General features: G+C 68.8%; 26 protein-coding genes and 1 pseudogene. 15 read left to right on the forward strand and 12 right to left on the reverse strand.

Features of this window, described 5'->3' with window-relative positions:
• Window positions 1-354 precede the first annotated feature (354 nt).
• The gene (locus AC2XR2_RS25860; RefSeq protein ID WP_491516424.1) at window positions 355-570 is read left to right on the forward strand and encodes a KTSC domain-containing protein; all 216 of its coding nucleotides are present in this window, start codon (window positions 355-357) and stop codon (window positions 568-570) included.
• A 55-nt stretch (window positions 571-625) separates the two neighbouring features.
• Here AC2XR2_RS25860 and AC2XR2_RS25865 read toward each other — a convergent pair.
• The 5 genes and pseudogenes from AC2XR2_RS25865 to AC2XR2_RS25885 form a co-directional block, all read right to left on the reverse strand.
• Window positions 626-1,009: pseudogene (locus AC2XR2_RS25865) on the reverse strand (serine hydrolase domain-containing protein); the annotation flags it as partial.
• A gap of 419 nt (window positions 1,010-1,428) precedes the next feature.
• Window positions 1,429-2,478, reverse strand: a complete 1,050-nt coding sequence (locus tag AC2XR2_RS25870) for a YaaC family protein (protein ID WP_491516425.1) — start codon at window positions 2,476-2,478, stop codon at window positions 1,429-1,431.
• Between the two features lie 67 nt (window positions 2,479-2,545).
• The gene (locus tag AC2XR2_RS25875) at window positions 2,546-3,358 is read right to left on the reverse strand and encodes a hypothetical protein (protein WP_079306796.1); all 813 of its coding nucleotides are present in this window, start codon (window positions 3,356-3,358) and stop codon (window positions 2,546-2,548) included.
• A 224-nt stretch (window positions 3,359-3,582) separates the two neighbouring features.
• On the reverse strand, window positions 3,583-4,551 hold the full coding sequence (gene trxB / locus AC2XR2_RS25880) for a thioredoxin-disulfide reductase (RefSeq protein WP_491518499.1): 969 nt from the start codon (window positions 4,549-4,551) through the stop codon (window positions 3,583-3,585).
• Between the two features lie 41 nt (window positions 4,552-4,592).
• Window positions 4,593-5,012, reverse strand: coding sequence for an arsenate reductase ArsC (locus AC2XR2_RS25885; protein WP_491516426.1), 420 nt, complete (start codon window positions 5,010-5,012; stop codon window positions 4,593-4,595).
• A gap of 131 nt (window positions 5,013-5,143) precedes the next feature.
• On the opposite strand from AC2XR2_RS25885, the gene AC2XR2_RS25890 reads away from it, so the two are divergent.
• Genes AC2XR2_RS25890 through AC2XR2_RS25900 form a run of 3 tightly spaced genes read left to right on the forward strand, consistent with a single transcriptional unit; the run spans window position 5,144 to window position 7,651 of the window.
• Entirely contained in the window at window positions 5,144-5,458 is a 315-nt protein-coding gene (locus tag AC2XR2_RS25890; protein ID WP_491516427.1) for an ArsR/SmtB family transcription factor, read from the forward strand.
• Between the two features lie 38 nt (window positions 5,459-5,496).
• A complete protein-coding gene (locus AC2XR2_RS25895; RefSeq protein ID WP_491516428.1) occupies window positions 5,497-6,285 on the forward strand; it encodes an aquaporin in 789 nt (262 codons plus the stop codon).
• A gap of 58 nt (window positions 6,286-6,343) precedes the next feature.
• Complete coding sequence (locus AC2XR2_RS25900; RefSeq protein WP_491516429.1) at window positions 6,344-7,651, forward strand: hypothetical protein; 1,308 nt, start codon at window positions 6,344-6,346, stop codon at window positions 7,649-7,651.
• A 108-nt stretch (window positions 7,652-7,759) separates the two neighbouring features.
• On the opposite strand, the gene AC2XR2_RS25905 is transcribed toward AC2XR2_RS25900, so the two are convergent.
• Window positions 7,760-8,134 (reverse strand): ArsR/SmtB family transcription factor, encoded by a 375-nt coding sequence (locus tag AC2XR2_RS25905; RefSeq protein ID WP_491516430.1) that lies wholly within the window; start codon window positions 8,132-8,134, stop codon window positions 7,760-7,762.
• A 137-nt stretch (window positions 8,135-8,271) separates the two neighbouring features.
• Between AC2XR2_RS25905 and AC2XR2_RS25910 the strand changes: the two genes are divergently transcribed.
• From AC2XR2_RS25910 to AC2XR2_RS25920, 3 genes are read left to right on the forward strand one after another with little or no spacing between them, the layout of a single operon-like run.
• A complete protein-coding gene (locus tag AC2XR2_RS25910) occupies window positions 8,272-9,639 on the forward strand; it encodes an FAD-dependent oxidoreductase (protein WP_491516431.1) in 1,368 nt (455 codons plus the stop codon).
• A gap of 28 nt (window positions 9,640-9,667) precedes the next feature.
• A complete protein-coding gene (locus tag AC2XR2_RS25915; protein ID WP_491516432.1) occupies window positions 9,668-10,132 on the forward strand; it encodes an ArsI/CadI family heavy metal resistance metalloenzyme in 465 nt (154 codons plus the stop codon).
• Between the two features lie 7 nt (window positions 10,133-10,139).
• Window positions 10,140-11,339 (forward strand): MFS transporter, encoded by a 1,200-nt coding sequence (locus tag AC2XR2_RS25920; protein WP_491516433.1) that lies wholly within the window; start codon window positions 10,140-10,142, stop codon window positions 11,337-11,339.
• 60 nt (window positions 11,340-11,399) lie between these two features.
• On the opposite strand, the gene AC2XR2_RS25925 is transcribed toward AC2XR2_RS25920, so the two are convergent.
• The 4 genes from AC2XR2_RS25925 to AC2XR2_RS25940 are packed head-to-tail and all read right to left on the reverse strand — an operon-like array spanning window position 11,400 to window position 13,737.
• Window positions 11,400-11,750, reverse strand: a complete 351-nt coding sequence (locus AC2XR2_RS25925; RefSeq protein ID WP_491516434.1) for an ASCH domain-containing protein — start codon at window positions 11,748-11,750, stop codon at window positions 11,400-11,402.
• Window positions 11,747-12,868: a hypothetical protein gene (locus AC2XR2_RS25930; protein ID WP_491516435.1), complete on the reverse strand. Its 1,122-nt coding sequence runs from the start codon at window positions 12,866-12,868 to the stop codon at window positions 11,747-11,749. The genes AC2XR2_RS25925 and AC2XR2_RS25930 overlap by 4 nt, the downstream gene beginning before the upstream one ends.
• A gap of 33 nt (window positions 12,869-12,901) precedes the next feature.
• Window positions 12,902-13,333, reverse strand: a complete 432-nt coding sequence (locus tag AC2XR2_RS25935; RefSeq protein WP_491516436.1) for a hypothetical protein — start codon at window positions 13,331-13,333, stop codon at window positions 12,902-12,904.
• On the reverse strand, window positions 13,333-13,737 hold the full coding sequence (locus AC2XR2_RS25940) for a hypothetical protein (RefSeq protein ID WP_491516437.1): 405 nt from the start codon (window positions 13,735-13,737) through the stop codon (window positions 13,333-13,335). The genes AC2XR2_RS25935 and AC2XR2_RS25940 overlap by 1 nt, the downstream gene beginning before the upstream one ends.
• Window positions 13,738-13,857: 120 nt before the next feature.
• Here AC2XR2_RS25940 and AC2XR2_RS25945 point away from each other — a divergent pair, with 120 nt between their 5' ends.
• From AC2XR2_RS25945 to AC2XR2_RS25955, 3 genes are read left to right on the forward strand one after another with little or no spacing between them, the layout of a single operon-like run.
• On the forward strand, window positions 13,858-14,901 hold the full coding sequence (locus tag AC2XR2_RS25945) for a helix-turn-helix domain-containing protein (protein ID WP_491516438.1): 1,044 nt from the start codon (window positions 13,858-13,860) through the stop codon (window positions 14,899-14,901).
• Window positions 14,898-15,587 (forward strand): YdcF family protein, encoded by a 690-nt coding sequence (locus AC2XR2_RS25950; protein ID WP_491516439.1) that lies wholly within the window; start codon window positions 14,898-14,900, stop codon window positions 15,585-15,587. Before AC2XR2_RS25945 ends, AC2XR2_RS25950 begins: the two co-directional genes overlap by 4 nt.
• A gap of 16 nt (window positions 15,588-15,603) precedes the next feature.
• Window positions 15,604-16,344, forward strand: a complete 741-nt coding sequence (locus tag AC2XR2_RS25955; protein ID WP_491516440.1) for a WbqC family protein — start codon at window positions 15,604-15,606, stop codon at window positions 16,342-16,344.
• A gap of 64 nt (window positions 16,345-16,408) precedes the next feature.
• Here AC2XR2_RS25955 and AC2XR2_RS25960 read toward each other — a convergent pair whose 3' ends face one another.
• Window positions 16,409-18,121, reverse strand: a complete 1,713-nt coding sequence (locus tag AC2XR2_RS25960) for a relaxase/mobilization nuclease domain-containing protein (protein WP_491516441.1) — start codon at window positions 18,119-18,121, stop codon at window positions 16,409-16,411.
• A 715-nt stretch (window positions 18,122-18,836) separates the two neighbouring features.
• On the opposite strand from AC2XR2_RS25960, the gene AC2XR2_RS25965 reads away from it, so the two are divergent.
• Both AC2XR2_RS25965 and AC2XR2_RS25970 read left to right on the forward strand, forming a co-directional pair.
• On the forward strand, window positions 18,837-19,022 hold the full coding sequence (locus tag AC2XR2_RS25965; protein ID WP_491516442.1) for a transcriptional regulator: 186 nt from the start codon (window positions 18,837-18,839) through the stop codon (window positions 19,020-19,022).
• A 1-nt stretch (window position 19,023) separates the two neighbouring features.
• Window positions 19,024-20,373 (forward strand): tyrosine-type recombinase/integrase, encoded by a 1,350-nt coding sequence (locus AC2XR2_RS25970; RefSeq protein WP_491518500.1) that lies wholly within the window; start codon window positions 19,024-19,026, stop codon window positions 20,371-20,373.
• A 76-nt stretch (window positions 20,374-20,449) separates the two neighbouring features.
• Here AC2XR2_RS25970 and AC2XR2_RS25975 read toward each other — a convergent pair whose 3' ends face one another.
• Window positions 20,450-21,094 (reverse strand): hypothetical protein, encoded by a 645-nt coding sequence (locus AC2XR2_RS25975; protein WP_330265148.1) that lies wholly within the window; start codon window positions 21,092-21,094, stop codon window positions 20,450-20,452.
• Window positions 21,095-21,397: 303 nt separating this feature from the next.
• Here AC2XR2_RS25975 and hemL point away from each other — a divergent pair, with 303 nt between their 5' ends.
• The 3 genes from hemL (at window position 21,398) to AC2XR2_RS25990 (ending at window position 24,872) form a co-directional block, all read left to right on the forward strand.
• Window positions 21,398-22,717, forward strand: coding sequence for a glutamate-1-semialdehyde 2,1-aminomutase (hemL, locus tag AC2XR2_RS25980; RefSeq protein ID WP_491516443.1), 1,320 nt, complete (start codon window positions 21,398-21,400; stop codon window positions 22,715-22,717).
• The gene (locus AC2XR2_RS25985; RefSeq protein ID WP_381302911.1) at window positions 22,714-23,403 is read left to right on the forward strand and encodes a histidine phosphatase family protein; all 690 of its coding nucleotides are present in this window, start codon (window positions 22,714-22,716) and stop codon (window positions 23,401-23,403) included. Before hemL ends, AC2XR2_RS25985 begins: the two co-directional genes overlap by 4 nt.
• Window positions 23,404-23,579: 176 nt before the next feature.
• Window positions 23,580-24,872, forward strand: coding sequence for a polysaccharide deacetylase family protein (locus AC2XR2_RS25990; RefSeq protein ID WP_491516444.1), 1,293 nt, complete (start codon window positions 23,580-23,582; stop codon window positions 24,870-24,872).
• Window positions 24,873-24,904 lie beyond the last annotated feature (32 nt).

Raw genomic sequence — 24,904 nt, forward strand, 5'->3', positions numbered from 1 at the left:
TCACGCCCGACTGCTCGAAGAGGGGCGCGCACCGGTGTCGCTGGCGGATCTGGTGAAGCTCAGTGGCTGGACCGAGTTGGAGGTGGCGCCCTGTTTGGCCTGGCTGACGAGTGGTGATGGGTGTTGGCTTCGGAGGCATCCGGTGTCTGTGACGCCGGCTCTTTCCGCGGAGTTCGTCCGTAGGCCGACTCCAGCCAAGGTGACTGATTCTGACAGAAGTTGACTGTTATTGCCTCTAACCGTTCGTATGCGCAGAGTGCTTGTCGGTGTGTCTTAGGGTGCTTGAGTGAGAGGCGCGCACCTAGGCGCGCCTTTCTCCATGATTACAGGCATCGAACATGAGGGTGAGCTCCCATGCGACGTATATCTGTCGTTTCCTCGAATCTGGCTTCTGTCGGCTATGAGTCGGGCTCTGGGACGCTCGAAGTACAGTTCCATAGCGGAGCGATCTATCAGTACGCGGGTGTGCCCGAGAGCGTGTACAGCGGGCTGATGGGCGCGGCCAGTAAGGGTGGATACCTCGACACCTTTGTGAAAAAGGCAGGCTATCCGGCGGTGAGAGTCTCCTGATGCACAGATACCCTATGGGCAACCCTTTCCGAGTTCCGAGTCGTGGCAACCGTGGTCAGGTGAAAGCCAGCGATCGGAATGCGTTGCGGATTCCGGTGAGGGGTTCGCGGTCCCGGGTGTAGAACAGTTTGTTGGTGAGTAGGACTGCCCACCGGTCTTTGCCAGGGGAGATCCAGACACCTGTGCCGGTGAAGCCGAAGTGGACCCAGATGTCGTGGGTGGCTGGTGCGGTGCCTGGGACTGGGTGCCAGAACAGGCCACGGAGCGGGCTGAGTTCGCCTGTGTGGATCCGCAGGGATTCCTTGATCCAGCCTGAGCCGAATCCGGGAGCCTCGCCGGACTTGACCGGCGCGAGCAGGTAGCGCAGGAACGTGGTTAGGTCGTCGAGGACGGAGAAGGCACCTGCGATGCCGCACACCCCGCAGAGCAGGCGGGCGGAGCCAGCGAGACGCGCACTCGCAAGGCAATCGACGATGCCTTTCACGGAAACGGAGACGGAAGCCGAGGCGGTAGACAACGGGGGCCCGCCCGCCGCCCAGGGCGCATCAGCGCCCCCAGCGAAACCAATGTGCCCTGGCCGCCTGACGGCCCCTCCTCGGCACCAAAAGGGCGAGGCCCGAAGACCCCGCCCGAAACCACCGAAACCCCAGGTCAGGGCCACACAAGGCAATAGGGCTGATGCCCCGCCTCATATAGCCGATGGCTGAAGTCCTGCCACTCATGCGAATGGGAGGGGCAGGGTGTTGACCTGGGGTTTCTCGATGAAATGTGCGTTGACCTGGGGAAACTCATCTCCGAAGTTCTCGCGGGTCAACGCCGTTTCCCAGGCTCATGTGCCCTGGATGTGCCCTGACGACCTCAGAAGGCCATCGGCTTGGAGAGCAGAATCGGCTGTTGGTCCAGTCCTTCAAGCACGAGATGGGGGATGACCTCAAGGGCGATGTCCATGGCGTACTCAAGAGCCGCTGCGCTGCTGGACTTGTCGACGTCTAGGGCCTCGGACCACTTACGGGGCTGATAGCGGGACAGCATCGAGAAGCTGTACAGGAGCAGCCACCAGGACATGAGGGGCGTCGGGGGCGCCTTGGTGGGCTCGAAGGACGGCCGAAGGGAGCGGTCGGCTATGAAGCGGTAGGCGGGAGCTCTCGCATCGAAAAAGGCGTCGATCTCTGCCTCCTCCATGGCCTGCTTGGGAGCTGGCCAGCAGAGCTCGATGGAGAACCGCCGCGAGCGGATCTTCCTGAAAGCCTCCTCCTCGCTGCCCCATATCTCGGCGCCTTGGAGGCCCGGGTACTTCGGGACGAAGGCCGCCAGCCAAGCTTTCCTGTCCCTCGGAGTGGGCATTTCCTCGTTCACGCAGGCGGACGCTCGCAAGTACTCGATGGAGGGAGCGGGGTTGCCCGACCACCTGTCGAGGTTGTTCTGGACAGACGGGTACCGGTCGGCGATGAAGTCGACCGCGGGGGTGTTGGCAGCCCCTTCAAGGGGCACCTCGGTGAGCTCGGGAATCGAGTTCCACAGAGCCCCGAGGCTGATCGCATCTGATGTTCGCTCGGAACCCGTGGCGTCGGACACCGCCTGGAAGGCGCCTTCCCCGTCGGGTCTGACACTTACGTTGGGGATGCTCGGCTCCATGTCGAGAATCTTCAGACCGTGTTTGTTGAACGTCCACGTGCCTGGTGCATGCGCGGCAGTCATCGCGAGCCCCGCTTGTACGAGGCCGTAGTAGAGGTTGATGGGACGAGTGGCTGCGGAGACGACCTTCGCCGCGCTCATCTGCTCCTCGAACTGCTGGAGCGCGGCGGCGAATGTCTTCCTCCTGGACGCCGAGTCCTTGAGCCTGGTCTTGTCCGTCAGGCTCGTACGGCGGTGCCGTAGCCCTACGCGAATGGCTGTCGTGCTGTCCATACCTTTGGCTTTCGTCTGTGTGGATTGGGCGTCCGGCGAGGGGGTGGTGGGATGCGGAAACACCGGTTCAACGGTGACAGGTGGCCCTCTCCTTGAAGAGGTCGAAGCCGCGCTGCATCATCGCGACCGCCCGGTCCGTCGCCCACCACAGGACCTGGGGGGAGCTCGTGATCTGCGCGAGGTTCACGCGGCCCTGGGTGTCGATGACGTTGCGCTCCAGGATGCTCAGGGTGCCGTAGACATCGCCGTGCGCCAGAGAACTGCAGCTGCTCCATACGATCTCGGCCTGATCGGCTCCCATTGCCGACTGCACGCCGGCTTCGCGGACGATGTCCTTGTAGTCCGGGGACCGCAGGGCCTTCTTGGCGTCACCGGGATCCGTGCCCGCGGCCACTACCAGGTCGGTCAGCTGTTGCTTCCGCTCCTCTGACGGTCGCCGTGGCTGCTGCTTCAGCAGCTCCAGCATGTGGTCGGAGTGGCGGTACTCGCCGGCTTGGAGGGAAAGGCGGCGCTGTACGCGAACGAGCCGGTTGGCCGGCGCGAGCAACCAGACTGCTCGGGCACTGTTCTCGAACGCTCCCCGCAGAAGCGAGTACTGCGCGTGCGTGTGCAGGGTGAGCGGGAGGTCGGTCCCCTGCTGCTCGCCGACGAGCGAGGAACGGTAGCAGTGCAGGTGGTCGACGGAGACGCTGAGGGCATTCCAGACGTTGTGCGACACCTGGTAGGGGTCGGTTTTGGCGTCGTCGCCTGCGAGGGCGCTGCCCGGTTGGACTTCCCAGCCCTTGGAGTTGGATTGGGTGAGGGCCTCGTACGACTTGGCACCTTCCAGCAGTGTCAGGATCTGCCTGAGGTACTGATCTTCATCTGGAGCGGTTGTCACGGATTGAGATTAGGCGCGAAGGTCGCCCAAGTGTGTGGCATTTACATACTTGTGTGCAATGTCAACTTCCTTAGGTGCAGGTTGTTTTGAGTGGCCACGGGGGCAGAGCTCCCTGAGGTCCGGCAGGGGCAAGTCGGAGTACCAGGGCCCGGGCAAGACCCGGCACGCATCCCCGCAGCCGACGGAGATGGCGTCGGCGGTGACGTGAACGAACTCGTGGGTGATCAGCCAGCGAGCGACTCTTCGCGCACGGCCAGGTCTTCGCCGTCCGCGAGGGCGGCGAGGTACCGCTCGGCGTCAAGCGCGGCCGCGCAGCCGCTGGCCGCAGCGGTGATGGCCTGGCGGTAGGTGTGGTCGACGACGTCGCCGGCGCCGAAGACGCCGGGGATGTTGGTATGGGTCGACGGCGAATGCACCTTCAGGTAGCCGGTGCTGTCCAACTCCAGCTGGCCCGTAAATAGTTCGGTGCGCGGGTTGTGGCCGATGGCGATGAACAGGCCGGTCACGTCGAGGTCGCGGGTCGTGCCGGTGAAGACGTCGCGCAGGACGACTCCGGCGAGCTTGCCGCCCGCTTCCTTGATCTCCGCGATCTCGCTGTCGAAGGCGAAGGAGATCTTGTCGTCGGCGAAGGCGCGGTTCTGCATGACCTGGGAAGCGCGCAGGGTGGAGCGGCGGTGGACGACGGTGACGGAGCGGGCGAAGCGGGTGAGGAAGGTGGCTTCCTCCATGGCGGTGTCGCCGCCCCCGACGACCACGATGTCGCGGTCGCGGAAGAAGAAGCCGTCGCAGGTGGCGCACCAGGACACACCGCGGCCGGACAGCTCGTCCTCGCGCGGCAGGCCGAGCTTGCGGTAGCCGGAGCCGGTCGCCACGATCACCGTCTTCGCGCGGTGCACGGTGCCCGACGTGTCCGTGACGGTCTTGATGTCGCCGATCAGGTCGACCTCGACGATGTCGTCGTCGACCATCTCGGCACCGAAGCGCATCACCTGGGCCCGCATGTTCTCCATCAGAACCGGGCCGTCGACGCCCTCGGGGAAGCCGGGGAAGTTCTCGACCTCGGTGGTCGTGGTCAGCGCACCGCCGACGAAGATCGCGCCGCCGAACACGAGAGGCTTGAGCTCGGCGCGGGCGGTGTAGAGGGCGGCGGTGTATCCGGCGGGGTCGGAGCCGATGACGATGACGTCGCGTATGCCGTCGCTATCGGGTCTGTCGGTTCAGTCGGTCACGGGGGTCACGCCTCCTGCTTGGCGTCGATCTCGGCGATCAGGGCCTCGATGCGCGTCTTGATCTCGTCCCGGATGGGGCGGACGGCCTCGACGCCCTTGCCCGCCGGGTCTTCCAGGGCCCAGTCGAGGTACTTCTTGCCGGGGAAGATCGGGCAGGCGTCGCCGCAGCCCATGGTGATGACGTAGTCGGATGCCTGGACGGCCTCGGTGGTGAGGACCTTGGGCTTCTGGTCGGCGATGTCGACGCCGACCTCCTTCATGGCCTCGACCGCGGAGGGGTTGACCTGGTCGCCCGGGATCGAGCCGGCGGAGCGGACCTCGATCCGGTCGCCCGCGAGGTGGCTGAGGAATCCGGCGGCCATCTGCGAACGCCCGGCATTGTGGACGCAGACGAACAGGACGGAGGCGAGCGGGCTGGAGGACATCGGCTCTTCCTTCGGGAGTGGATCAAGAGGGTTGTGCGGGAGTCGGTTTCCAGCTCTCGGCAGGGAGGCTGGCGTTCGGTGAGATCAGCCCAAGCTGGTATCAGCCTGGAGTGATGTGAAAGTATCAGCCCATGCTGACGTCAGTCGACACTGATCTGATGCGGGTTCTCTCTGACCCGCTCCGCCTCCAGATCGTCACCTTGCTGGCCGAGGAGACGCTCTGCACCACGCACCTGATCGAGGAGACGGGGGCCAAGCAGACCAACCTCTCCAACCATCTGAAGGTGCTGCGCGAGGCGGGGGTCGTGGAGACGGAGCCATGCGGCCGGTTCACCTACTACCGGCTCAAGCCCGACGTCATCGCCTCGCTCGCCGGCCAGTTCGCCGACCTCGCGGAGACCGCGCGCGCCACCGCCGAGAACAACGTCAAGCGGTCCTGCCCCTGATCACCCCGCCTGCCGGCGCCCCGCACCGAGGAGTCCACTTGACCGCCACCGAGGCCACCGAGCACGAAGGAACCGGGCAGTCCGCCATAGCCCCGGCCGCTGAGCCTCAGCCCGCCCCGGGCGCCACCCCGCCCCAGGCCCCTCCGCTGCTCGCCAAGGCCGCCGCCGAACTGGTCGGCACCGCGGTACTCGTCGCGGTCGTGGTCGGCTCCGGCATCCAGGCCACCGAGCTAACCAAGGACGTCGGCCTCCAGCTCCTGGCCAACTCCACGGCCACAGTCTTCGGCCTCGGCGTCCTGATTCTTCTGCTCGGCCCGGTCTCCGGCGCGCACTTCAACCCCGCCGTCACGCTCGCCGAGTGGTGGACCGCTCGCCGAGGCGGCGCCGGCGTCACCGTGTGGGAAGCGGCCGCCTACGTCCCCGCACAGATCGTCGGCGCGATTCTGGGCGCCGTCCTGGCCGACGCGATGTTCGGCGAGCCGCTGGTCAAGTGGTCCACGCACGAGCGGTCAGCCGGGCACCTGTTGCTCGGCGAGGTCGTCGCGACGGCCGGGCTGATCCTGCTGATCTTCGGCCTGGCCCGCACCGACCGGCTCCGTTTCGCCCCCGTGGCCGTCGCCTCCTACATCGGCGCCGCCTACTGGTTCACCTCGTCGACGTGCTTCGCCAACCCGGCGGTGACCATCGGCCGCGCCTTCACCGACACCTTCGCCGGCATCGCGCCGGGGTCGGTGGCGGGGTTCATCGGCATGCAGCTCGTCGGCGCGGTGCTCGGGCTGGCGTTGGTGGCCCTCATCTTCCAGTTCGGGCGGGAGACTGCCGAGTGACACCTACCGCCAGAAAAGGGCGGGCGTTGGTGGCCGGGCGGTGCGTCTAATAGGGGGCGTGACCGATCAGGCTTCTCCCGCGTTGTGGCGGTTCATCCAGGACGGCGCCCCCGACGCGTTCACGCTCATCGTCGAAACCGCGAACGGGCAGTACGTGCGGCGCATACGTCCGGCGCTGCCCCTGCCGTCCGACGTGGAGCACGGCCCGGGTGCCGAGGCGGCGGCCCACACCGCCGCCGCCACCTGGGGGCTGTCCGACTTCGTCTTCCAGTCCGCCTACGCCAGCAAGGGCTCCGGGCAGCGCGAACTCGGCGACCGGCTGCTGCTGGCCGGCGGACGCGGCGCGGTGATCCAGGTCAAGGCGCGCACGATCCAGCCCAAGGAAGCGGACAGCGAGGTGGCCTGGATCAAGAAGGTGGCGGCCAAGGCCGTACGCCAGGCCAAGGGCACCGTGCGCCAGTTGCGCATGCTGCCCGCCGACATGACCAACAGCCGCGAGCGCACGCTGACCGTCGACGGCAACGCCTACGAGTGGATCGGAGTGTTCCTGCTGGACCACGAGCAGGTACCCGAGGGCACGATCTGTTCGCTGGAGCCGATCGGCATCCCCACGATCGCTCTGACACGGCGGGACTGGGACTTCCTCTTCGACCAGCTGCGCTCTACCACCGCCGTCCTGGACTACCTCTTCCGCGCTGCCGTCGAGCCTCCCGTAGCCTTGGGCGAAGAGCCCGTGCGGTACTACGAGTTCGCCGCGGCCGACGCCGAGGCACCCCCCGGCCCCCTTAACCCGGATGTCGCCGGACTCGGTGGGACCCACTTCTCCACCCCATTGCTCCCGCAGGCCCCAGTGGGGTCGGATCATGCTCACCGGGTTATGCGAATCATCATGGAGGACGTCGCCACCAGCGCCATCCGATCGCAGATGAGTGAGCCCAACCGGCAGCTCCTCCTCTCCGACCTGGACAAGCTGCCGGTCGGAGCGCGCGCTGAGTGGGGACAACTGCTGCTGGACATGCTGGCCGACGTGCGTGAGGTACCCGCTGACGAATGCAAGTGGCGCTGGCGCCGTTCCATCGACCCGTCCGGCACCCGCCAGCTCATCTTCGGATGCGCCACGCGCTTCGGTCCCGAGGTGGAAGCCGCCTTCCAGTCGTACGTACTGCTACGCCACCACCAGCTCCACCAGCAGACCGGCCTGGCCGAACAGAGCTCCACCCTCGGTGTGCTGCTCACCCCGCGCACCGACGGCCGCCGACCGTGGGACACCACCCTGCTGCGCACTGAGGGCGACAACGGCCTGAGCCCCGAGGAGGTGGAGCGGTACACCCAGCTCTGGAATCCGCAGCCCGCCGAAGCCGCCTAACGCGGTCGTGAGCCTTCAGCGGGTGGTGCGACTGCGGCACCCGATGAGTCCGGCCATGGGCTCATCGGGCCGACCCCGACGGTGGGTTCCCTCGGCTGCCGGTCGCCTTCAGGCTGCGGTCGGCGTGATCGTCAGCAGCTTGCCCATCGCGGCCAGCACGGACGGCTCGACGCGGTAGTAGACCCAGGTGCCGCGCCGCTCTGAGGTGAGCAGGCCGGCCTCCTTGAGCTTCTTCAGGTGGTGGGAGACGGTCGGCTGGGAGACGCCGACGTCGGAGATGTCGCACACGCACGCCTCGCCGCCCTCGTGCGAGGCGACCGATGTGAACAGCCGCAGCCGCACCGGGTCACCGAGCGCCTTGAACATCCGCGCGGCCGTCTCGGCCTCCTCCGCGGAGAACGGCCGCTCGGTCAGCGGCGGGCAGCACGGCGCCACGGCGTCGGACTGGGGCTCGATCAGCGGCAGCACCTTGGTGTTCGACATGCATCTATGTTGACACATGTCGAATCAGGAAGCTGGACCCCTGCGGATTCGATGAATGTCTATGTTGACGCTTGTCGATACAGGTGTCATCCTGGCGGCGCATGACATCGACAAACGTCGAAACAAAGGGGAATCTCGTGAGCACGCCCACCACCGACCAGCTGCCCGTCGTAGTCATCGGCGCCGGCCCCATCGGCCTGGCTGCCGCAGCACACCTGGTCGAGCGCGACCTCGACCCGCTGGTCCTGGAAGCCGGCCCGTCCGCCGGCACGGCGGTGCGCGACTGGGCGCACGTCCGCCTCTTCTCCCCGTGGGCCGAGGTCACCGACCCGGCCGCCGAGAAGCTCCTCGCCCCCACCGGCTGGGTCCGCCCCGACGGCGCCACCTACCCCACCGGCGGCGACTGGGCCGAGCAGTACCTCCAGCCGCTCGCCGACGTCCTCGCCGACAAGGTCCGCTACGGCGCCACGGTCACCGGCGTCGCCCGCGCCGGCCGCGACCGGATCGTCGACGCCGACCGCGACGAGCAGCCCTTCACCGTGCACATCGAGCTCGCCGACGGCCGCGAGGAGCGGATCACCGCCCGCGCCGTCATCGACGCCTCGGGCACCTGGTCCATCCCGAGCCCCATCGGTGCCGACGGCCTGCCCGCCCTGGGCGAGAAGACTGGGGCGGACCGCATCTCCTACCGCGTCCCCGATCTCAGGGACCCGGCCGTCCGCGCCCGTTACGCGGGCAAGCGCACCGCCGTCATCGGCTCCGGCGCCTCCGCCTTCACCGCCCTCGCCTACCTCGCCGACCTGGCAAAGGAGGAGCCGGGCACGCACGCGGCCTGGGTTCTTCGCCGCGGGATCGGGGCGAGCACCTTCGGCGGCGGCGAGGCCGACCAGCTTCCCGCTCGCGGCGCCCTGGGCCTGCGGGCCAAGGCCGCCGTCGAGGACGGCCACGCCAGCGCGGTCACGGGCTTCCGTACACAGGCTGTGGAGCGCGACGGCGACCGGCTCGTCCTGGTCGCCGAGGACGGCCGCCGCCTGGACCCGGTCGACGAGGTGATCGTGCTGACCGGCTTCCGCCCCGACCTGTCCTTCCTCTCTGAAGTCCGGCTCGGCCTCGACGAGCGCCTCCAGGCGCCGACCGCGCTCGCCCCGCTCATCGACCCGAACGTCCACTCCTGCGGCACCGTCTACCCGCACGGCGTGGGCGAGCTCTCCCACCCGGAGCAGGGCGTCTACCTGGTCGGCATGAAGTCCTACGGCCGCGCCCCAACGTTCCTCGCGATGACCGGCTACGAGCAGGTCCGCTCCATCACCGCCGCCCTCGCCGGCGACCAGGAAGCCGCCGAACGCGTCGAACTGACCCTGCCCGAGACCGGCGTGTGCGGCGGCGCCGGCCTGTACGACGACCCAGATGCCTCTCAGGCCAGTGACGGCGGCGGTTGCTGCGCCGCCCCGGCCACGCTCCAGATCGGCGTCGGCGCCCCCGCAAGCACGACCGGCGGCTGCTGATCCCCGCACCCACACAAGGAGGTTCACCATGTCCCGCGTACAACTCGCGCTCCGTGTCCCCGACCTGAACGCCTCCATCGCCTTCTACAGCAAGCTCTTCGGCACCGAGCCCGCCAAACTCCGCGACGGCTACGCCAACTTCGCCATCTCCGAGCCCCCGCTCAAGCTCGTCCTGATCGAAGGCACGGCGGACGAGGCAACCCGCCTGGACCACCTCGGCGTCGAGGTCGAATCGACAGAGACCGTGCATGCCGCCACCGCCCGTCTGAGCGAGGCCGGCCTGGCTATCACCGAGGAGAACGACACGACCTGTTGTTACGCCCTCCAGGACAAGGTGTGGGTCCACGGCCCCGGCCAGGAGCCCTGGGAGGTGTATGTCGTCAAGGCCGACGCCGACACCCTCGCCAAGCAGCTGGGCAGCACCTGTTGCACCGACACGACCACGACCGCCGCCGAGACCAAGGAACCCACAGCCGCGGGCGGCTGCTGCTGATCCGCCGATGACCCACCTCCGCACCAGCGGGGCCGCGACCGGCACGGGGGACCGGTCGCGGCCCCGCGCCGCCCTGCCCGCACTGTGCGCCACCCAGATCACCAGCTGGGGAATCGTCTACTACGCCTTCCCCGTCCTCAACCCACAGATCACCGCCGCCACCGGCTGGTCGACGACCGCCACCACCGCCGCCTTCTCGGGGGCCCTGCTGGTCTCCGCCGTCGTCGGCATCCCCGTCGGCCGCATCCTCGACCGCCGAGGCCCACGCGCCGTGATGACCACCGGCTCCGCCCTGGGCGTCGCCGCGATGCTGGCCATCGCCTACTCACCCAACCTCGTGGCCTTCACCGCCGGTTGGCTGCTGGCCGGGGTGGCCATGGCCACCACCTTCTACCAGCCCGCCTTCGCCGCCCTCACCCGCTGGTGGGGGACGGACCGGGTCCGCGCCCTCACGATCGTCACCCTGGCCGGCGGACTGGCCTCCACCGCCTTCGCGCCGCTGACCGCCACGCTCGCCGAGCACCTGAGCTGGCGCGAGACGTACGCCGTCCTCGCGGCGATCCTGGCCCTCGTGACCATCCCCGCTCATGCTCTCGCGCTACGAGGACCGTGGCCATCTGCGCCGGCGCCAACGCCCCAACGGGACACCAACACCGGCGCCGCGGCCCGCAGCCGACCGTTGCTGATGCTCGCCGCCGCGCTGACACTGAACAGCTTCGCGATGTACGCCGTCGTCATCGCCCTCGTTCCCCTGCTGCTGGCACGCGGAGCCAGCCCTACCACCGCCGCCTGGGTTCTCGGGTTGGGCGGCGCGGGACAGACCCTCGGTCGGACTCTCTATGCGAGCCTTGCCCGCCGCACCGGCGTCATCACCCGCACCGTCGCCCTGATCGCTCTCGGAGGGGCCACGACCGGCGCGTTCGCGATTGTCTCAGGCCCTGTCCCCCTCCTCGTGGGCATCGCGATCGGGGCCGGCATGGTGCGGGGTAACCTCACCCTCCTCCAAGCCACCGCCGTCACCGATCGATGGGGCACCACCCACTACGGCCGCCTCTCCGGACTCCTGGCTGCGCCGGCCACCATCGCCTCCGCCCTGGCACCCTTTGCGGGAGCCGTGCTGGCCGGGCCGCTCGGCGGATATCCCGGTCTGTTCGCCGTACTCGCGCTGGTCTCCGCCGTGGCGGCCCTTCTCGCGCTGGGTAGTTGACAGCCGCTGTCACCGGAGGAGCTGGCGCGCGTCCTCGGCGTGATGCCCAAGAACCGAGGGCTAGGGCAGAGCGATCTCGATGGCGAGGGCGCCCAGGGCTTCCTTCTCGGGTGGGTAGATGGCGCGGATGTTGGCGAGTTGCTGGTCGTGAGTGGCGGTCGGATTGACGTTGGCCGGTCCCTCACCGTGGAGCAGGGCCTCGAAGTCGGTGTACTCGGTGACCCGAACGACCTTGACCTCGCAGGTCTCGTCGGTGCCCTTGATGCGGAAGCGGATGGTCTCGCCTGCGGCGAGGTCGGCGAGGTGCGAATACTTCACGCGCACCTCGACGGTCTTGGTGCCGGCGGCGACTAGATCGAAGTACTGGCGGTAGAGGTTGAGTTCGCGAACGCGGGCGGTGGTGTCGGTCATGGGGCGGGAACGCTCCTGGGTGCTGGTGCGGTGATCAGGCGGCTGATCTCGGCTCCGGAGTACGAGCGGAAGAAGTGGCGGGGGTCGGACAGCATCGTCTCGGTCATGGCCAGCAGCTGGTCGGCGTACTCGGTGATGCTGCCGGGCCATTTCCGGGTGTCGAGCATCCAGTCCGCCGCGCCCGTCGGCAAGGTGGCGCGGCCCTCGCGGATCAGGGACTTGGAGAGTTTGGCGCCGGTGTCGGTGACGACCTGGGGGCAGAAGAGCCGGGCGGGGAGCTGGGCGCGGGTGAGGCCAACGGCCTGGAGGGCCTCGTCGATGAGGAGGGAGCCGAAGACCCAGTCGCCGCCCTTGACCATGACGTGCAGGGTGCCGCCCTCGCGTGGGCCGGTCAGGGCGAGTTCCTTGACGAGGTTGCGGTACAAGGTGGCCAGGTCGAGGTAGGCGCCGGCGGTGGGCGTGATGGTGGCCTGGTAGGGGCCGTGGTGGAGGCAGACCGCGGCGACGGTGGCGGTGTCGCGGTCGGTGAGGTGTGCACGCGTCCGCTCGGCGTGCTTCTCGGCCCAGCCGCAGCCGGGCTGGGGGCAGGGGATGCGGAGGTGCGGGGTGCCGGTGGAGGGGGCGAGCCACCAGCGGGCGGCGTCGAGGCGGGGCAGGAGCCGCAGCCAGGTGCGGCGGAAGTGCTCGCCGGCTTGCTGCTGGGTGTAGGTCTCGACGTGGTACGGGATGCCCAGGCGTCGGGAGAGGGCGGTGAACAGGGGCTGGTAGAGGGCGCCGATGAGGTCGGTCAGGGCCTGTTCGTCGGCGGCCTGGGCGTAGGCGCGTTGGTAGCGGTGGCCGCTGACCGGGTCCGTGGCCTGCTGGTACGGGGCGTTGTCGAGGGCGCTGAAGAGGACCTCGGTGCGGATGCCGAAGCGGTCGCACAGGCGGGCGGCCATCGCGAAGGCCAGGGACTGCACGAGGGAGGTGCCGATGTGCGGGGCGCCGTTGATCTGGGTGCCGACGACCAGGACGATCCGCGCGGGCGGGGTGGCCAGGATGCGTGGGGTCAGGACGTCTTCCGCGTGCAGGAGGGCGTTGGCGAGGACTGTGTTGGGTGAGACGGGGTGGGTCGTCACGGGTGTCCCCTTGGGCTCGGGTCGGAAGGCGGTCTAGAGGCGGGCGTCGGATGGTGCTTCGTGGCAGACGGCCGTGACGTACGAGTACTGGAGCGCGGTGCGCAGGTCGTCGGGGTCGGTGAGGGTGTCGTCGTCGGGGAGCTCGCACCAGCCGCCGAACCAGTCGTCCATCGATTCCAGGCCGGGTGCCACGAGCCATGAGTTGCTGGAGAGATGTCGTACGGGCAGGTCGTCCCAGCCGGTGTCGGCTGTGCCGGTCTGGATGGCGTAGTAGAGGCGTTCGTTGGGACCGTCGTAGAGCACTGGCCCGATCGGGGCGCCAAGGGCGCGAAGATGGGCAAGGGCCAGGAATCCGGTCTCCGCGGGCATTCGTACGAGATCCCAGTCGTCGCCGACCCGCAGCAGGCGCAGTCCGGGAATGTCGCCGAGCATGGGGGCGCGGCGCAGCGCGCTGCGCACGGACATCAGATGCCTCCCTGGTGCTGGAGGCGGACGGAAGGCGCGTCGCTTGCCGTCGGCCTGGTGGAACGGACCGTGATCAGGCGGGCGCCTGTTGCCGCTATCCGCCGCTTGCGCTCGGCCGCGATGGGCCTGGGGCCGAGGTGGCCAAGCGCCGGGATCACAGTGCCGTAGGTGTCGGGGAGGTCGAGGGCGTCGAGGAGCCCGACGAATGCGGGGGAGCGGATGGCGACGGCCGGCTCGCGGTCGGTGAAGACACCGCACAACGTCAGCTCGTGCCGACGGCAGTACTCAGCGAGGCAGCCGGTGAGCGCGGCGAGTCGGTTCGCGCCGCCGGTGGTGTAGCGCAGGTAGCCGAAGACGAGCGGGCCGGTGACCGGGCGGCGTTCGGTGATGGGTTCGTCGTCCATGACTAAGAGCGTCGACTGTCGCGAACGGCCTCGAAATGACCTGCTGTTGTACTTCCGTTGCACTTCCCGCCCCACATCGTCACGGAGAGTGCTTCCATACGTGACGGAGGGAGGTCAGCCGTGATCAACGTGCAGCAATGGAGCGGTCGGGAGGCGAGCGCCCTGCGTGCCGCGCTGCGCATGAGCACCCGCACCTTCGCCGACCACCTCGGCGTAGCCCTGCGCACAGTGGCCAAGTGGGAGAGCCTGGGCGCCGAGACGCAGCCGCGGCCCGATACCCAGGCCATCCTCGACACCGCGTTGGCCCGTGCCGATTCCGCCGCCCACGCCCGCTTCGAAGCGCTGCTGTTCCCGGAGCGGAAGAGCGCGCGGCCGGCGGATTACGAGACGTGGACGGAGGACATCGAGCGGGCTGTGGTCTGCGTGAGCCGCCAGAACTTCCCCTTCGCCTCGACGCTGCTCAACCGCTGGCTGGGGCGCCATGACCCGCGGGATCTCGACGACAAGGGCCTGTACTTGTACGGGCGTTCTCTGGTGCTACTGGGCGATGTGCAACGTGACCAAGGGGCGATCCTCGGCCCTCTGTCCGCCCGCCAGTCCTATCTGACCGCCCGTGGCATGTTCTCCGAGCTCGACATCCCGCGCCGGGTGGCCCAGATCGAACTGTCCCTCGCCGTGGTGCAGGAGATGTCCGGTCAGCTGGAGGTCTCCGCCCGCCGGTACGAGCAGCTTGCGCGGGACGAGCGCCTGAGCCGACGGGACCGGGCACGGGCCCGCTTGTGGGTGGGGACGGCGCTGAGCAAGGAGGGCGACAACGACTACGCCACCGAGGTCATGGCGGCGGCAACCTGCGAGTTCGAGGAACTCGGCGAGCCGGAGGACTGGTCCGTGGCGCACCAGAAGCTGGCCCTGGCCCACCGCGGCGCGGGCCACCTGGACCAGGCGCTGCACTACATCGATATCGCGCGCACCACCGGCACGGTCGACTCCCCGATGCAGCGAGTGCGGTTGGACACCGCCTACGGACACATCCTTCTGTCGGATGCGGCGACCCGCAATGATGGGCTGTCCGTCCTCGACCAGGCTGCACAGGTGGCCCAGCAGTTCGGGCTGAGCCACCAGCTGCGCAGCATCGAGGACATCCGAAAGGGCCAGCAAGGATGAGCCAGGGAGTGCCAGTGCCGCAGCACCAGCAGCGCCAGATCACCGACGAGCAGTTCCACGACGCGACGCTGATCTGGAACTACCACCAGATGGGCCACGAGCTGCGGCCCTGTTCGGCGGCGATCGGCCTGGGCAGCCACGACCTGGGCGTGGCGACCGCAGCCGCCGACCTCTACCGCGCCGGGCTGTTCCCAGTCGTGGTGTTCAGCGGCGGCAACAGCCCCACCACTCGAGCCCGCTTCCCGCGCGGCGAGGCTGTGCACTATCGCGAGCACGCCCTGGGCCTGGGCGTGCCGGACGAGGCGATCCTGGTCGAGCCGAAGGCCGCCAATACCGGCCAGAACATCACGCTCTCGCGGGAGCTGCTGGCCGAGGCCGGCGTCGCAGTCGACTCGCTGCTGCTGATCTCCAAGCCGTACATGGAGCGCCGCTCGTACGCGACGTGCCGCAAGTTGTGGCCCGAGGCCGAGGTTGTCTGCGCCTCCGAGCCACTGGAGCTGGACGACTACATCAAGTCCATCGGCGACGAGAAGCTCGTCGTCGACATGCTCGTCGGCGACCTGCAACGGGTGATCGAGTACCCGAAGCTCGGCTTCGCCGTCGAGCAGGACGTACCGGGGGATGTGCATGACGCCTACGAGCGCCTTCTGCGGGCCGGCTTCGACAGCCGCCTCATCAGCACCTGACCTGCCACAAGGCGGGATGTGCGCGATCCACCAGCCGAACCTCTTCCCAAGGTTGTCCACGCTGGCCAAGCTGTACGCCGCCGACCGGTGGATCGTCCTGGACGACGTCCAGTTCGCCCGGCGCGACTACCAGCATCGCGCCCGTCTCGCCGATCTGGACGAGCCCGTACGCCAGCAGTGGCTCACGCTCCCCACACATCTCCCCCAGGGGCGCTCGACGTTGATCAGTCAGGCACGGCTCGTTGACCCCCAGCGCTCGCGCCGGACGGTCCAGCTGCTCGTGCGCCAGTACTACGGCCGAAGCCCTCATTGGAAAGCCGTGTCCGATGTCCTCGACGCGGTCTTGGACACGCTCGACACCTCGGACCGCGTGGCCGACCTCGCGAGAACATCGACGGTTGCCCTGCTCACGGTCCTGGGATGGTCAGGGGACGTGCGGGACAGCAGTGAGATCCCGACCCGCCCAGGTCGCTCCCAGCGCCTGGCGGATCTCGCCGCAGCCACCGGCAGCACCCGCTATCTGTGCGGCACCGGCGGTCTGCGGTACCTCGACGCCGATCCCTTCGATGCGCACGGCATTCCCGTCCTGCCCTTCCACATGCCTGTGGATGACCTGCTCTGGCAGTGGGCCCGTCGTGTCAGCAGTCTTTGGGCTCTGAGCGCGATTGGTCCCGATGAGCTCGCGAACCAAGTGGCTGCCCAACGAGAAGCTCACCTTCGGAACGGGCTGCGCGCTCGTGCCCAGTGGTTCCGGTGATCGCCCACCGAACGCTTGCCCCCCTGCCTTGGCCTTGGCAGAGGGACTCGGCGTGTGTGCGGAATCATCGCGCCCTGCGAGGTTGATCGCCTCGGCCCGTGGAAGGCCGGGCAGTGCGACCGTTGCCCGGGACCGCGGTGGTGGCGCGTTCGGGCATCGCGGTGGCGTCAGCGGGCAGGTTGGCCATGCGGCGCAGCCGCCACACCAGCACGTCGGTGACCGAGTCCGCGGTCGTAAGCTCCCGCCGTCCAGCCGCTTCGGCCAGGAGCCCGGCCGGGTCGTGACCGGTGGCCTCGACATCGGCGAGCGTGGCGGCCAGCGCAAACCAGCCCGGCTCGGCCAGAGCCCGTTCCGCCAGCTCCGGCACTGCCTGGCGGAGGTAGGCGGCCTGTCTCTGGCGCAGCGGTTGGGGCAGGTGTCGGCCCCGTTGGTACAGCGCGCCCAACGGGATGTCGGCGGCGGCCCGGTAGGCGGCGCGCAGATGCTCGGCGGCCTCTTGGGCGGCAGCCGCTTGCTGGCCGTGGTTCTTCTTGGCGTGCCAGTGAGCAGCGGCGGTGACGAGGAAGAACAGCATGTCGATGGCCATGGCGGTGGTGGCGCCGTCTTCGCCGCGGCCGAGGGCGGGACCGCTGCGGACTAGCTCGCGGGCGGCCTGGCGCAGGGCGCGGTCGTGCCCGCGTTCGGCCTGCACGTGGGAGCGGGTCGCACGCTCGAACACGAAGGCTGCCTCGCGCAGTTGCTTGCGGGTGTGGGCGGCGGAGGTCTTGGCGAGCGCGTCCAACACCTCCCCGGCCGCCGCGATGTGCGCGGCCACCTGAGCGTCCTCATCGTGGTCGATGACCAGCACCGCCTGCCACGTAGCCGTGGCTGCCTGCCGCCGTGCCGTCGCAGCTCCGCTGGGAGCTTCGACGGAAGGTGTGCCGGTGTCCTGCCCTGGCGTGCCGCTGGAGAAGCGCTTGCGGACGCGGGGCAGGGAGAGATCGGGGGAGAGGGTGGAGCCCGCGTAGAACACGGGCTCCTTGTCGCCGTTGCGGTCGTCGGGGAGGGCCACCGTGTAGCCGAGCAGGTCGCCGGAGGGCGCGACGCGCTTACGGATCAGCAGGCCGGCGGAGGCCATCCGGTCGAAGAACTCCTCCTCGCTCATGGCTCCCGCCACCGCCCGCCGTACGGTCTCCCGCAGCTTCTCGCGCGCCGACTGCTCGCGCCCCTCACGCTCGGCCTTGTGACGCTCGGCGCTGGTCGGCCGCTTCGCGGCGGTCCCGTCCCCGGCCGGGATGCGGCGCAGGTTGTAGTCGGCTTCGATGCGGCGGCATTCGGCCTGGGCGCGGCGGGCCTCGTTGTGCAGGCGGGGTCGGCGGCCGTCGTCGCGTACGAGGGTGGCGATGATGTGGATGTGGTCGTCGGCGTGGCGGACGGCGGCCCACCGGCAGGCGGCTTCGTCGCCGTCGGGAGCGATGCCGGTGGCGGCGACCGTGCGGCGGGCGATGGCCGCCCAGTCCTCGTCGGACAGGATCGGGTCCTCCGGCGCGGCCCGCACGGACAGGTGCCATACGTGCTTCTCGGGGCGCTTGCTGGCGGGTAGCGCGGTGACGGGCTGGTCGAGCAGGTGCTGGAGCTGTTCGTAGGTGGCCTTCGGGTGGCGGCCGGGGTCGGGGGTGAGTGGGTCGAAGGCGGCCACCAGGTGCGGGTCGATGTGCTCCTCTTTGGTACCGGGGCCGTAGAGGTAGCGGATCAGGCCGATGGTCTCGCTGCCGCGGTCGTGGATGCTGGGGATCACTCAGGGGCACCGCCGTCGCGGTGGGCGAGCAGGGCATCGGCGGCGTCCTCCATGCGGCGGGCCGCGCCTGGCAGCCTCGGCGGTGGCAGGGACGTTGGTGTTACGGGGAGAGGTATTCGGCACAGGGCTCCTTTTCGGTCTTGGTCATCGGGCCTGGACAACACAGCCACACCGTGGCGAGAAAAGTCCAGAGTTGGTTCTAAAACTCTCCAGCACTTCTCTGTGTGCCCGATGATTCCAAAACAGTAAGGGCGGATCCCCGGTTGCCGAAATCGCTCTCACGGAAGCCGATTTTTCTGCGGAGAAGCGACCGGCGGAGGGGTCGGAATCCGGTACCTCGGCAGCTCAGAGCTGCCTCCTGGTCGTCGTGAGCGACTCGGCCAATCCGCCGGGCATCACACCCTGTACCCGCTCAAATCGCCCATCTCTGGGATGCGGAGGGAAAGTAGCACGGCCCTCCCAGTGGAAGGCGCACGATGTACCGGAATTCGATGAGATGAACACCACTTCGCTCCGGAACGACTTTTGGAGAGTTTAAGAACTAACTCTTGCCATAACGCCCGGCTGCAAGTTACAGCTATCTGTCATGGCATCCCGACCTGTCGAAATAGGCCCCGCCGGCCTCCACTCCGCCCGCGCTATCGAGTGCATACGCCTCACGCGCGGCCTGACCCAGCACCAGCTCGCCGCCCGCTGCACCGCAATGGGGCGCCCGATGACCAACACCGCCCTCAGCCGCACCGAGCGCGCCCGTCGCCGCTGCGACATCGACGACCTCGTCACGATCGCCGCGGCACTTGGCATCGCGCCGGTGGCCTTGCTGCCGCTGTGGGTCACTCACGGTCCCGTGTCCCACTCCGGCGGGTCCCTCGACTACCTCCAGGGGGGCCTCCTTGGCTGACGTGTACGACCGCTGGCACAAGTCCCACCCAAAGCCCGCCGAGACCGAGTGCGGCGACCACAAGAGCCGTACGAAGCGGATGGTCCCCACCGCCGACCACGGCATCGGCAAGCGCTGGCAGGTCCGCTACCGCGACCTGGACGGCCAACAGCGCAAGGAGAACTTCGACACGAAGGCCGCGGCCGACAATCGCGCCGCCGAAGTCGATGTCGAGATCCGGCGCGGTTCCTACGTCGTCCCCGCCGAGACGAAGCAGACGCTCGGGGCCTACGCGCAGAAGTGGCTCGACGCGAACTCCGTCGGCCCGACGACTGCGCTGCGCTACGAGGCGACCGTTCGCAACCACATCGTCGGGCACCTCGGCCGACGCGAGCTTCGGTCCCTCAACCAGCCCTCGATCATCCAGGGTTGGATCCGCACGCTCCAGGACAGCGGCCTGGAGGTGTCCACGATCGAGGGCATCTTCGACATCCTTTCCAGCATCCTCGGCTCGGCCGTGGAGGACGGGCTGCTGCCGAAGAACCCCTGCAAGGCGAAGTCGGTCAAGCTTCCGACCGCGACCAAGAAGAAGCTCATTCCTTGGCCGCTGGAGCGCGTCCGCGCGGTCATCGCCGGACTCCCGAAGTGCTTCCAGGCCGGCGGCAAGCTCGCCTTCGGGTGCGGCTTGCGTCAGGGCGAGGTGTTCGGCTTCGCAGTCGAGGACATCGACTTCAAGGGCGGCTGGATCCACGTCAACCGCCAGGTGCGGCTCGTCGGCACGAAGCCCGTCTTCGCCCTCCCCAAGGGCAACAAGATCCGGTCGGTGCCCCTACCGGCCCAGCTTGCCGCCGCCCTCAAGGCCCACATGAAGGAGTTCCCGCCGGTCGAGGTCACCCTGCCCTGGGCCAAGCCGGACGGTGAGCCGAAGACCTTCCGCCTCCTCTTCGTCGACGCGAAGGAGCGGGCGTACAACCGCAGCGTCTTCAACATGGGCGACTGGAAGCGCGCCCTGGCCGCCGCCGGCGTGATCCCTCCCCGAGAGCGGGGCGCGCGCTACCTCCAGGCGGCCCCCGAGGACGGCATGCACGCCCTCCGGCACGCCTACGCCTCCGTGCTCCTGGACGCAGGGGAGAGCATCAAGGCGCTCTCCGAGTACCTCGGGCACTCGGACCCGGGCTTCACGCTGCGGACGTACACGCACCTGCTGCCGTCCAGCGAGACACGAACGCGCAAGGCGATCGACGACGCCTTCACGGAAACGGAACCGGGAGCCGAGGCGGAAGCGGAAGACGACGGCGGCCCGGCCGCCACCCAGGGCACATCAGCACCCCCAGCAAAACCAATGTGCCCTCAATGTGCCCTGGCCGCCTGACGGCCCCTCCCGGCACCAAAAAGGGCGAGGCCCGAAGACCCCGCCCGATCCGCAAGAAACCCCAGCTCAGAGCCGATCAGGGCCACACCAGACAGTACGGCTGATGCCCCGCTTCATGGAGCCGATGGCTGAAGTCCTGCCACTCGTGCAGCAGTTGGTACACGTTGAACGCGTCCCGGGGGCCGCCGCGGTCCGGGACCGTGGACCAGATGAAGGCCGCCGCGCCCACCGCTTCCTCGCCTATGCCGCGCAGCGGGTCCACGACCGTCATGGGGAGCTTGACCACCGCGTAGTCCGGGTGCAGGACGACCAGTTCGAGCGGGGGGACCTTGTGCAAGGGGACGCCCTCTATGCCGGTGAGGACCATCGCCGCCATGGTCTCCGGCTTGATCTTGGTGAACATGCCGTTCATGCCGAGCTCGTCGCCGCCGAGTTCCTCGGGGCGCATCGAGATCGGCACGCGGGCCGCGGTCGCGCCGTCGGGCGCGCCGAAGTACTTGTACGTCACCCCCACCCGACCACCATTCCTGCTTCCCGCCCTCAACGGATCGATACGACGTTCGATACGTCGCTCGGCACGATCCGACTCACCCGGCGTCACGGCGCCATGTCCCTGACGCGTCTCGCCGGCTTCCTCCGCCTCGCGCCGGTGCTTCCCCCGCCGGGCACGTCGAGGACCCAGGTCATCAGTCCCCTCGCCCAGTCCGCCACCGCGATGCATATCTCCACCCGACTGCTTTTCTAGGACGCGCAGGCCCCGCCGCGCAACCCGATCATCGTGTCAGTGACCTCCCCCACGGCCGCCCGCCGAAACGTGCGTTGAAACACCTGTCCGCAGGATCTTCGCAGCCCCTGAACAACCGGCTGCGCGCCATCGTCCCCGTGAGCTGTGTGTATCTGCATCCAGTTTCGCAGATCGCGGGGAGCCGGGAGCTTTCGAGGGCTGGCCTACCCTGAGGTAGTCACCGGCAACGGAGTCCGAGAAAGCCGAACAAACCGGAGAAGGTCGGAGTAGCCGCAAGTTATGAGTGAATTGCCCTATTCGTACGACGCGCCTGTCTCGCAGGCCCTGTTCGACCGCGCGTCGGCCGTCACGCCCGGCGGCGTGAACTCCCCGGTCCGCGCCTTCCGCGCCGTCGGCGGCACCCCCCGCTTCATGGTGTCCGGCACCGGCCCGTACCTGACGGACGCCGACGGGCGCGAGTACGTCGACCTCGTCTGCTCCTGGGGCCCCATGATCCTCGGGCACTCGCACCCCGAGGTGATCGCCGCCGTTCAGGAGGCGGTGTCCAGGGGCACCTCCTTCGGCACCCCCGGTGAGGGCGAGGTCGCGCTCGCCGAGGAGATCGTGGCCCGGGTCGAGCCCGTCGACCAGGTGCGCCTCGTCTCCAGCGGCACCGAGGCCACCATGTCCGCGATCCGCCTCGCCCGCGGCTTCACCCGGCGCACCAAGGTCATCAAGTTCGCCGGCTGCTACCACGGCCACGTCGACTCGCTCCTCGCCGCCGCGGGCAGCGGTGTCGCCACCTTCGCGCTCCCCGACACCCCGGGCGTCACCGGTGCCCAGGCCGGCGACACGATCGTGCTGCCGTACAACGATCTCGAGGCCGTTCACGAGGCCTTCCACCGGCACCCCGGCGAGATCGCCTGTGTGATCACCGAGGCCTCGCCCGGCAACATGGGCGTCGTGCCGCCGCTGCCCGGCTTCAACCAGGGCCTCAAGGACGCCTGCGCGCAGAACGGCGCCCTCTACATCTCCGACGAGGTCATGACCGGGTTCCGGACCAGCCGCGCCGGCTGGTACGGCATCGACGGGGTCAAGCCCGACCTCATGACCTTCGGCAAGGTCATGGGCGGTGGCTTCCCCGCCGCCGCGTTCGGCGGTCGCGCCGACGTCATGGCGCACCTCGCGCCCGCCGGGCCCGTCTACCAGGCCGGCACCCTCTCCGGTAACCCCGTCGCCACCGCCGCCGGCCTCGCCCAGCTGCGGCTCCTCGACGACGCGGCCTACGACAAGGTCGACGCCGTGTCGCGGCAGATCCGGTCCCTGGTCTCCGAGGCGCTCGGCAAGGAGGGCGTCGCCCACACCCTCCAGAACGCCTCCAACATGTTCTCGGTGTTCTTCACCGACCGGCCGGTGCGCGACTACGAGGACGCCAGGGCGCAGGAGTCCTTCCGGTTCACCGCGTTCTTCCACTCCCTTCTGGAGAACGGCGTCTACCTGCCGCCGTCCTCCTTCGAGTCCTGGTTCGTGTCCACGGCCCACGACGACCAGGCGGTTCAGCGGATCGCCGACGCCCTCCCGGCGGCGGCCCGAGCGGCGGCGGAGGCCACGGCAGCATGAGCACCCCCACTAACAGCGACATCACCGTCGTCCACCTCATGCGGCACGGCGAGGTCGCCAACCCCGACGGGGTCCTCTACGGCCGTCTCGCGGGCTACCACCTCTCCGAGCTCGGACGCCAGATGGCCGACCGGGTCGCCGAGCACCTCGCCGGCCGGGACATCACCTACGTCTGCGCCTCCCCGCTGGAGCGGGCGCAGGAGACCGCCACGCCGATCGCCAAGGCGCACGGACTCGACATCGGGACCGACGAGCGGCTCATCGAGGCCGAGAACGTCTTCCAGGGCAAGACCTTCGGGGTCGGGGACGGCGCGCTGAAGAACCCCGACAACTGGAAGCACCTCGTCAACCCCTTCAAGCCGTCGTGGGGGGAGCCGTACGTCGACCAGGTCGTCCGGATGAAGGGCGCGCTGGACGCCGCGCGGGACCGGGCGCGGGGGCACGAGGCGGTTCTCGTCAGCCACCAGTTGCCGATCTGGATCGTGCGGTCGTGGGTCGAGAAGCGGCGGCTGTGGCACGACCCGCGCAAGCGGCAGTGCACGCTGGCTTCGCTGACGTCCTTCACGTACCGGGGTGACCGGATCGTGTCCGTGGGGTACAGCGAGCCTGCGATCGATCTCGTGCCGGTTCATCTGCGGGCGGGCGCCAAGCCGGTGAAGGGCAAGAGCAAGGCGTTCGGGGCGTAGCCGGTTCGTGGGGAACTGCTGCGCCGTCGTGGCTGGTCGCGCAGTTCCCCGCGCCCCTTCAGGGGCGGACCAGCTCGCCCCTTCTGTTACGCAACCCGGAAAAACCCCTGGAACCTCCCCGCTCGTCGCCTCCTCTGACTGGGTGACCACCAGAGAACGTGACGAATCGGGGAAGCATGCCCACTCTCAGTCGAAGGGGAGCAATAGGTCTCGGGGCGGGCGCCGTGGCCGCCGTAGGGCTCTCGGGGTGCGGGACCCTCACCGGGTCGGACGGATCGGACGGGGTGACCCACGCCCCCGGGTCCACGCCCGGCAAGAAGCCGGTCACCGTCCGCCCCATCGGTGACGGCTCCACCTCCTTCACCGGCAAGCAGCCCCACCAGCCCGCCAGGCCCGTGCCGTTGGAGCCCGGGCAGGCCCCGCCGCAGTTCGTGATCTTCTCCTGGGACGGGGCCGGCGAGGTCGGCAACGGGCTCTTCCCGCGCTTCCTCGACCTGGCCAGGAAGCACGACGCGCACATGACCTTCTTCCTCTCCGGGCTGTATCTGCTGCCCGAGTCGAAGAAGCGGCTCTACGACCCCCCGAACAACCCCCGCGGCGCCTCCGACATCGGCTACCTCACCGACGAGCACGTCAAGGCGACCCTGGCCAACGTCCGGCGGGCGTGGCTGGAGGGGCACGAGATCGGCACCCACTTCAACGGTCACTTCTGCGGCGGCTACGGCAGCGTCGCCCGCTGGACGCCGGCGCAGTGGCGCTCGGAGATCCAGCAGGCGAAAGCTTTCGTCAAGGAGTGGCGCACCAACACCGGCTGGACCGACCTGCCCGCCCTGCCGTTCGACTACGACAAGGAACTCGTCGGCGGCCGCACCCCCTGCCTCCTCGGCCAGGACAACCTGCTGCCCACCGCCCGCGCACTGGGCTGGCGCTACGACGCCTCCTCGCCCGGCGGCCGCCAGGTCTGGCCCGTGAAGACGAACGGGATATGGGACCTGCCGCTTCAGGCGATACCTTTCCCCGGCCGCGGCTTCGAGGTCCTGTCCATGGACTACAACATGCTCGCCAACCAGTCGATCAACTCGACCAACGCGCCCGCCCACAACTACCCGGCGTGGCGCGAGCAGTCCGCCGGGGCCTACATCGCCGGCTTCCAGCGGGCCTACGAGACCAACCGCGCCCCCTTCTTCGTCGGCAACCACTTCGAGCAGTGGAACGGCGGCATCTACATGGACGCCGTCGAACAGGCCTTCACGCACATCGCACGGGAGAAGGAGAAGGGCGCGGACATCCGCATGGTCTCCTTCCGGCAGTTCGTCGACTGGATGGACGTACAGAAGCCGGAGGTGCTCGCGCGGCTGCGGACGCTCGACGTCGGGCAGCAGCCGACCGGTGGCTGGAACGGCTTCCTCAAGGACTCCTCGACGCCCTCCGGGAAACCGTCCTCGACAGCCTCCTCAAACGCTGCCTGAAATGCGGGTTTCCGCCCGCAAGGGGGGTGCGC

Source organism: Streptomyces sp. LS-MS-L19, from assembly GCF_058382285.1.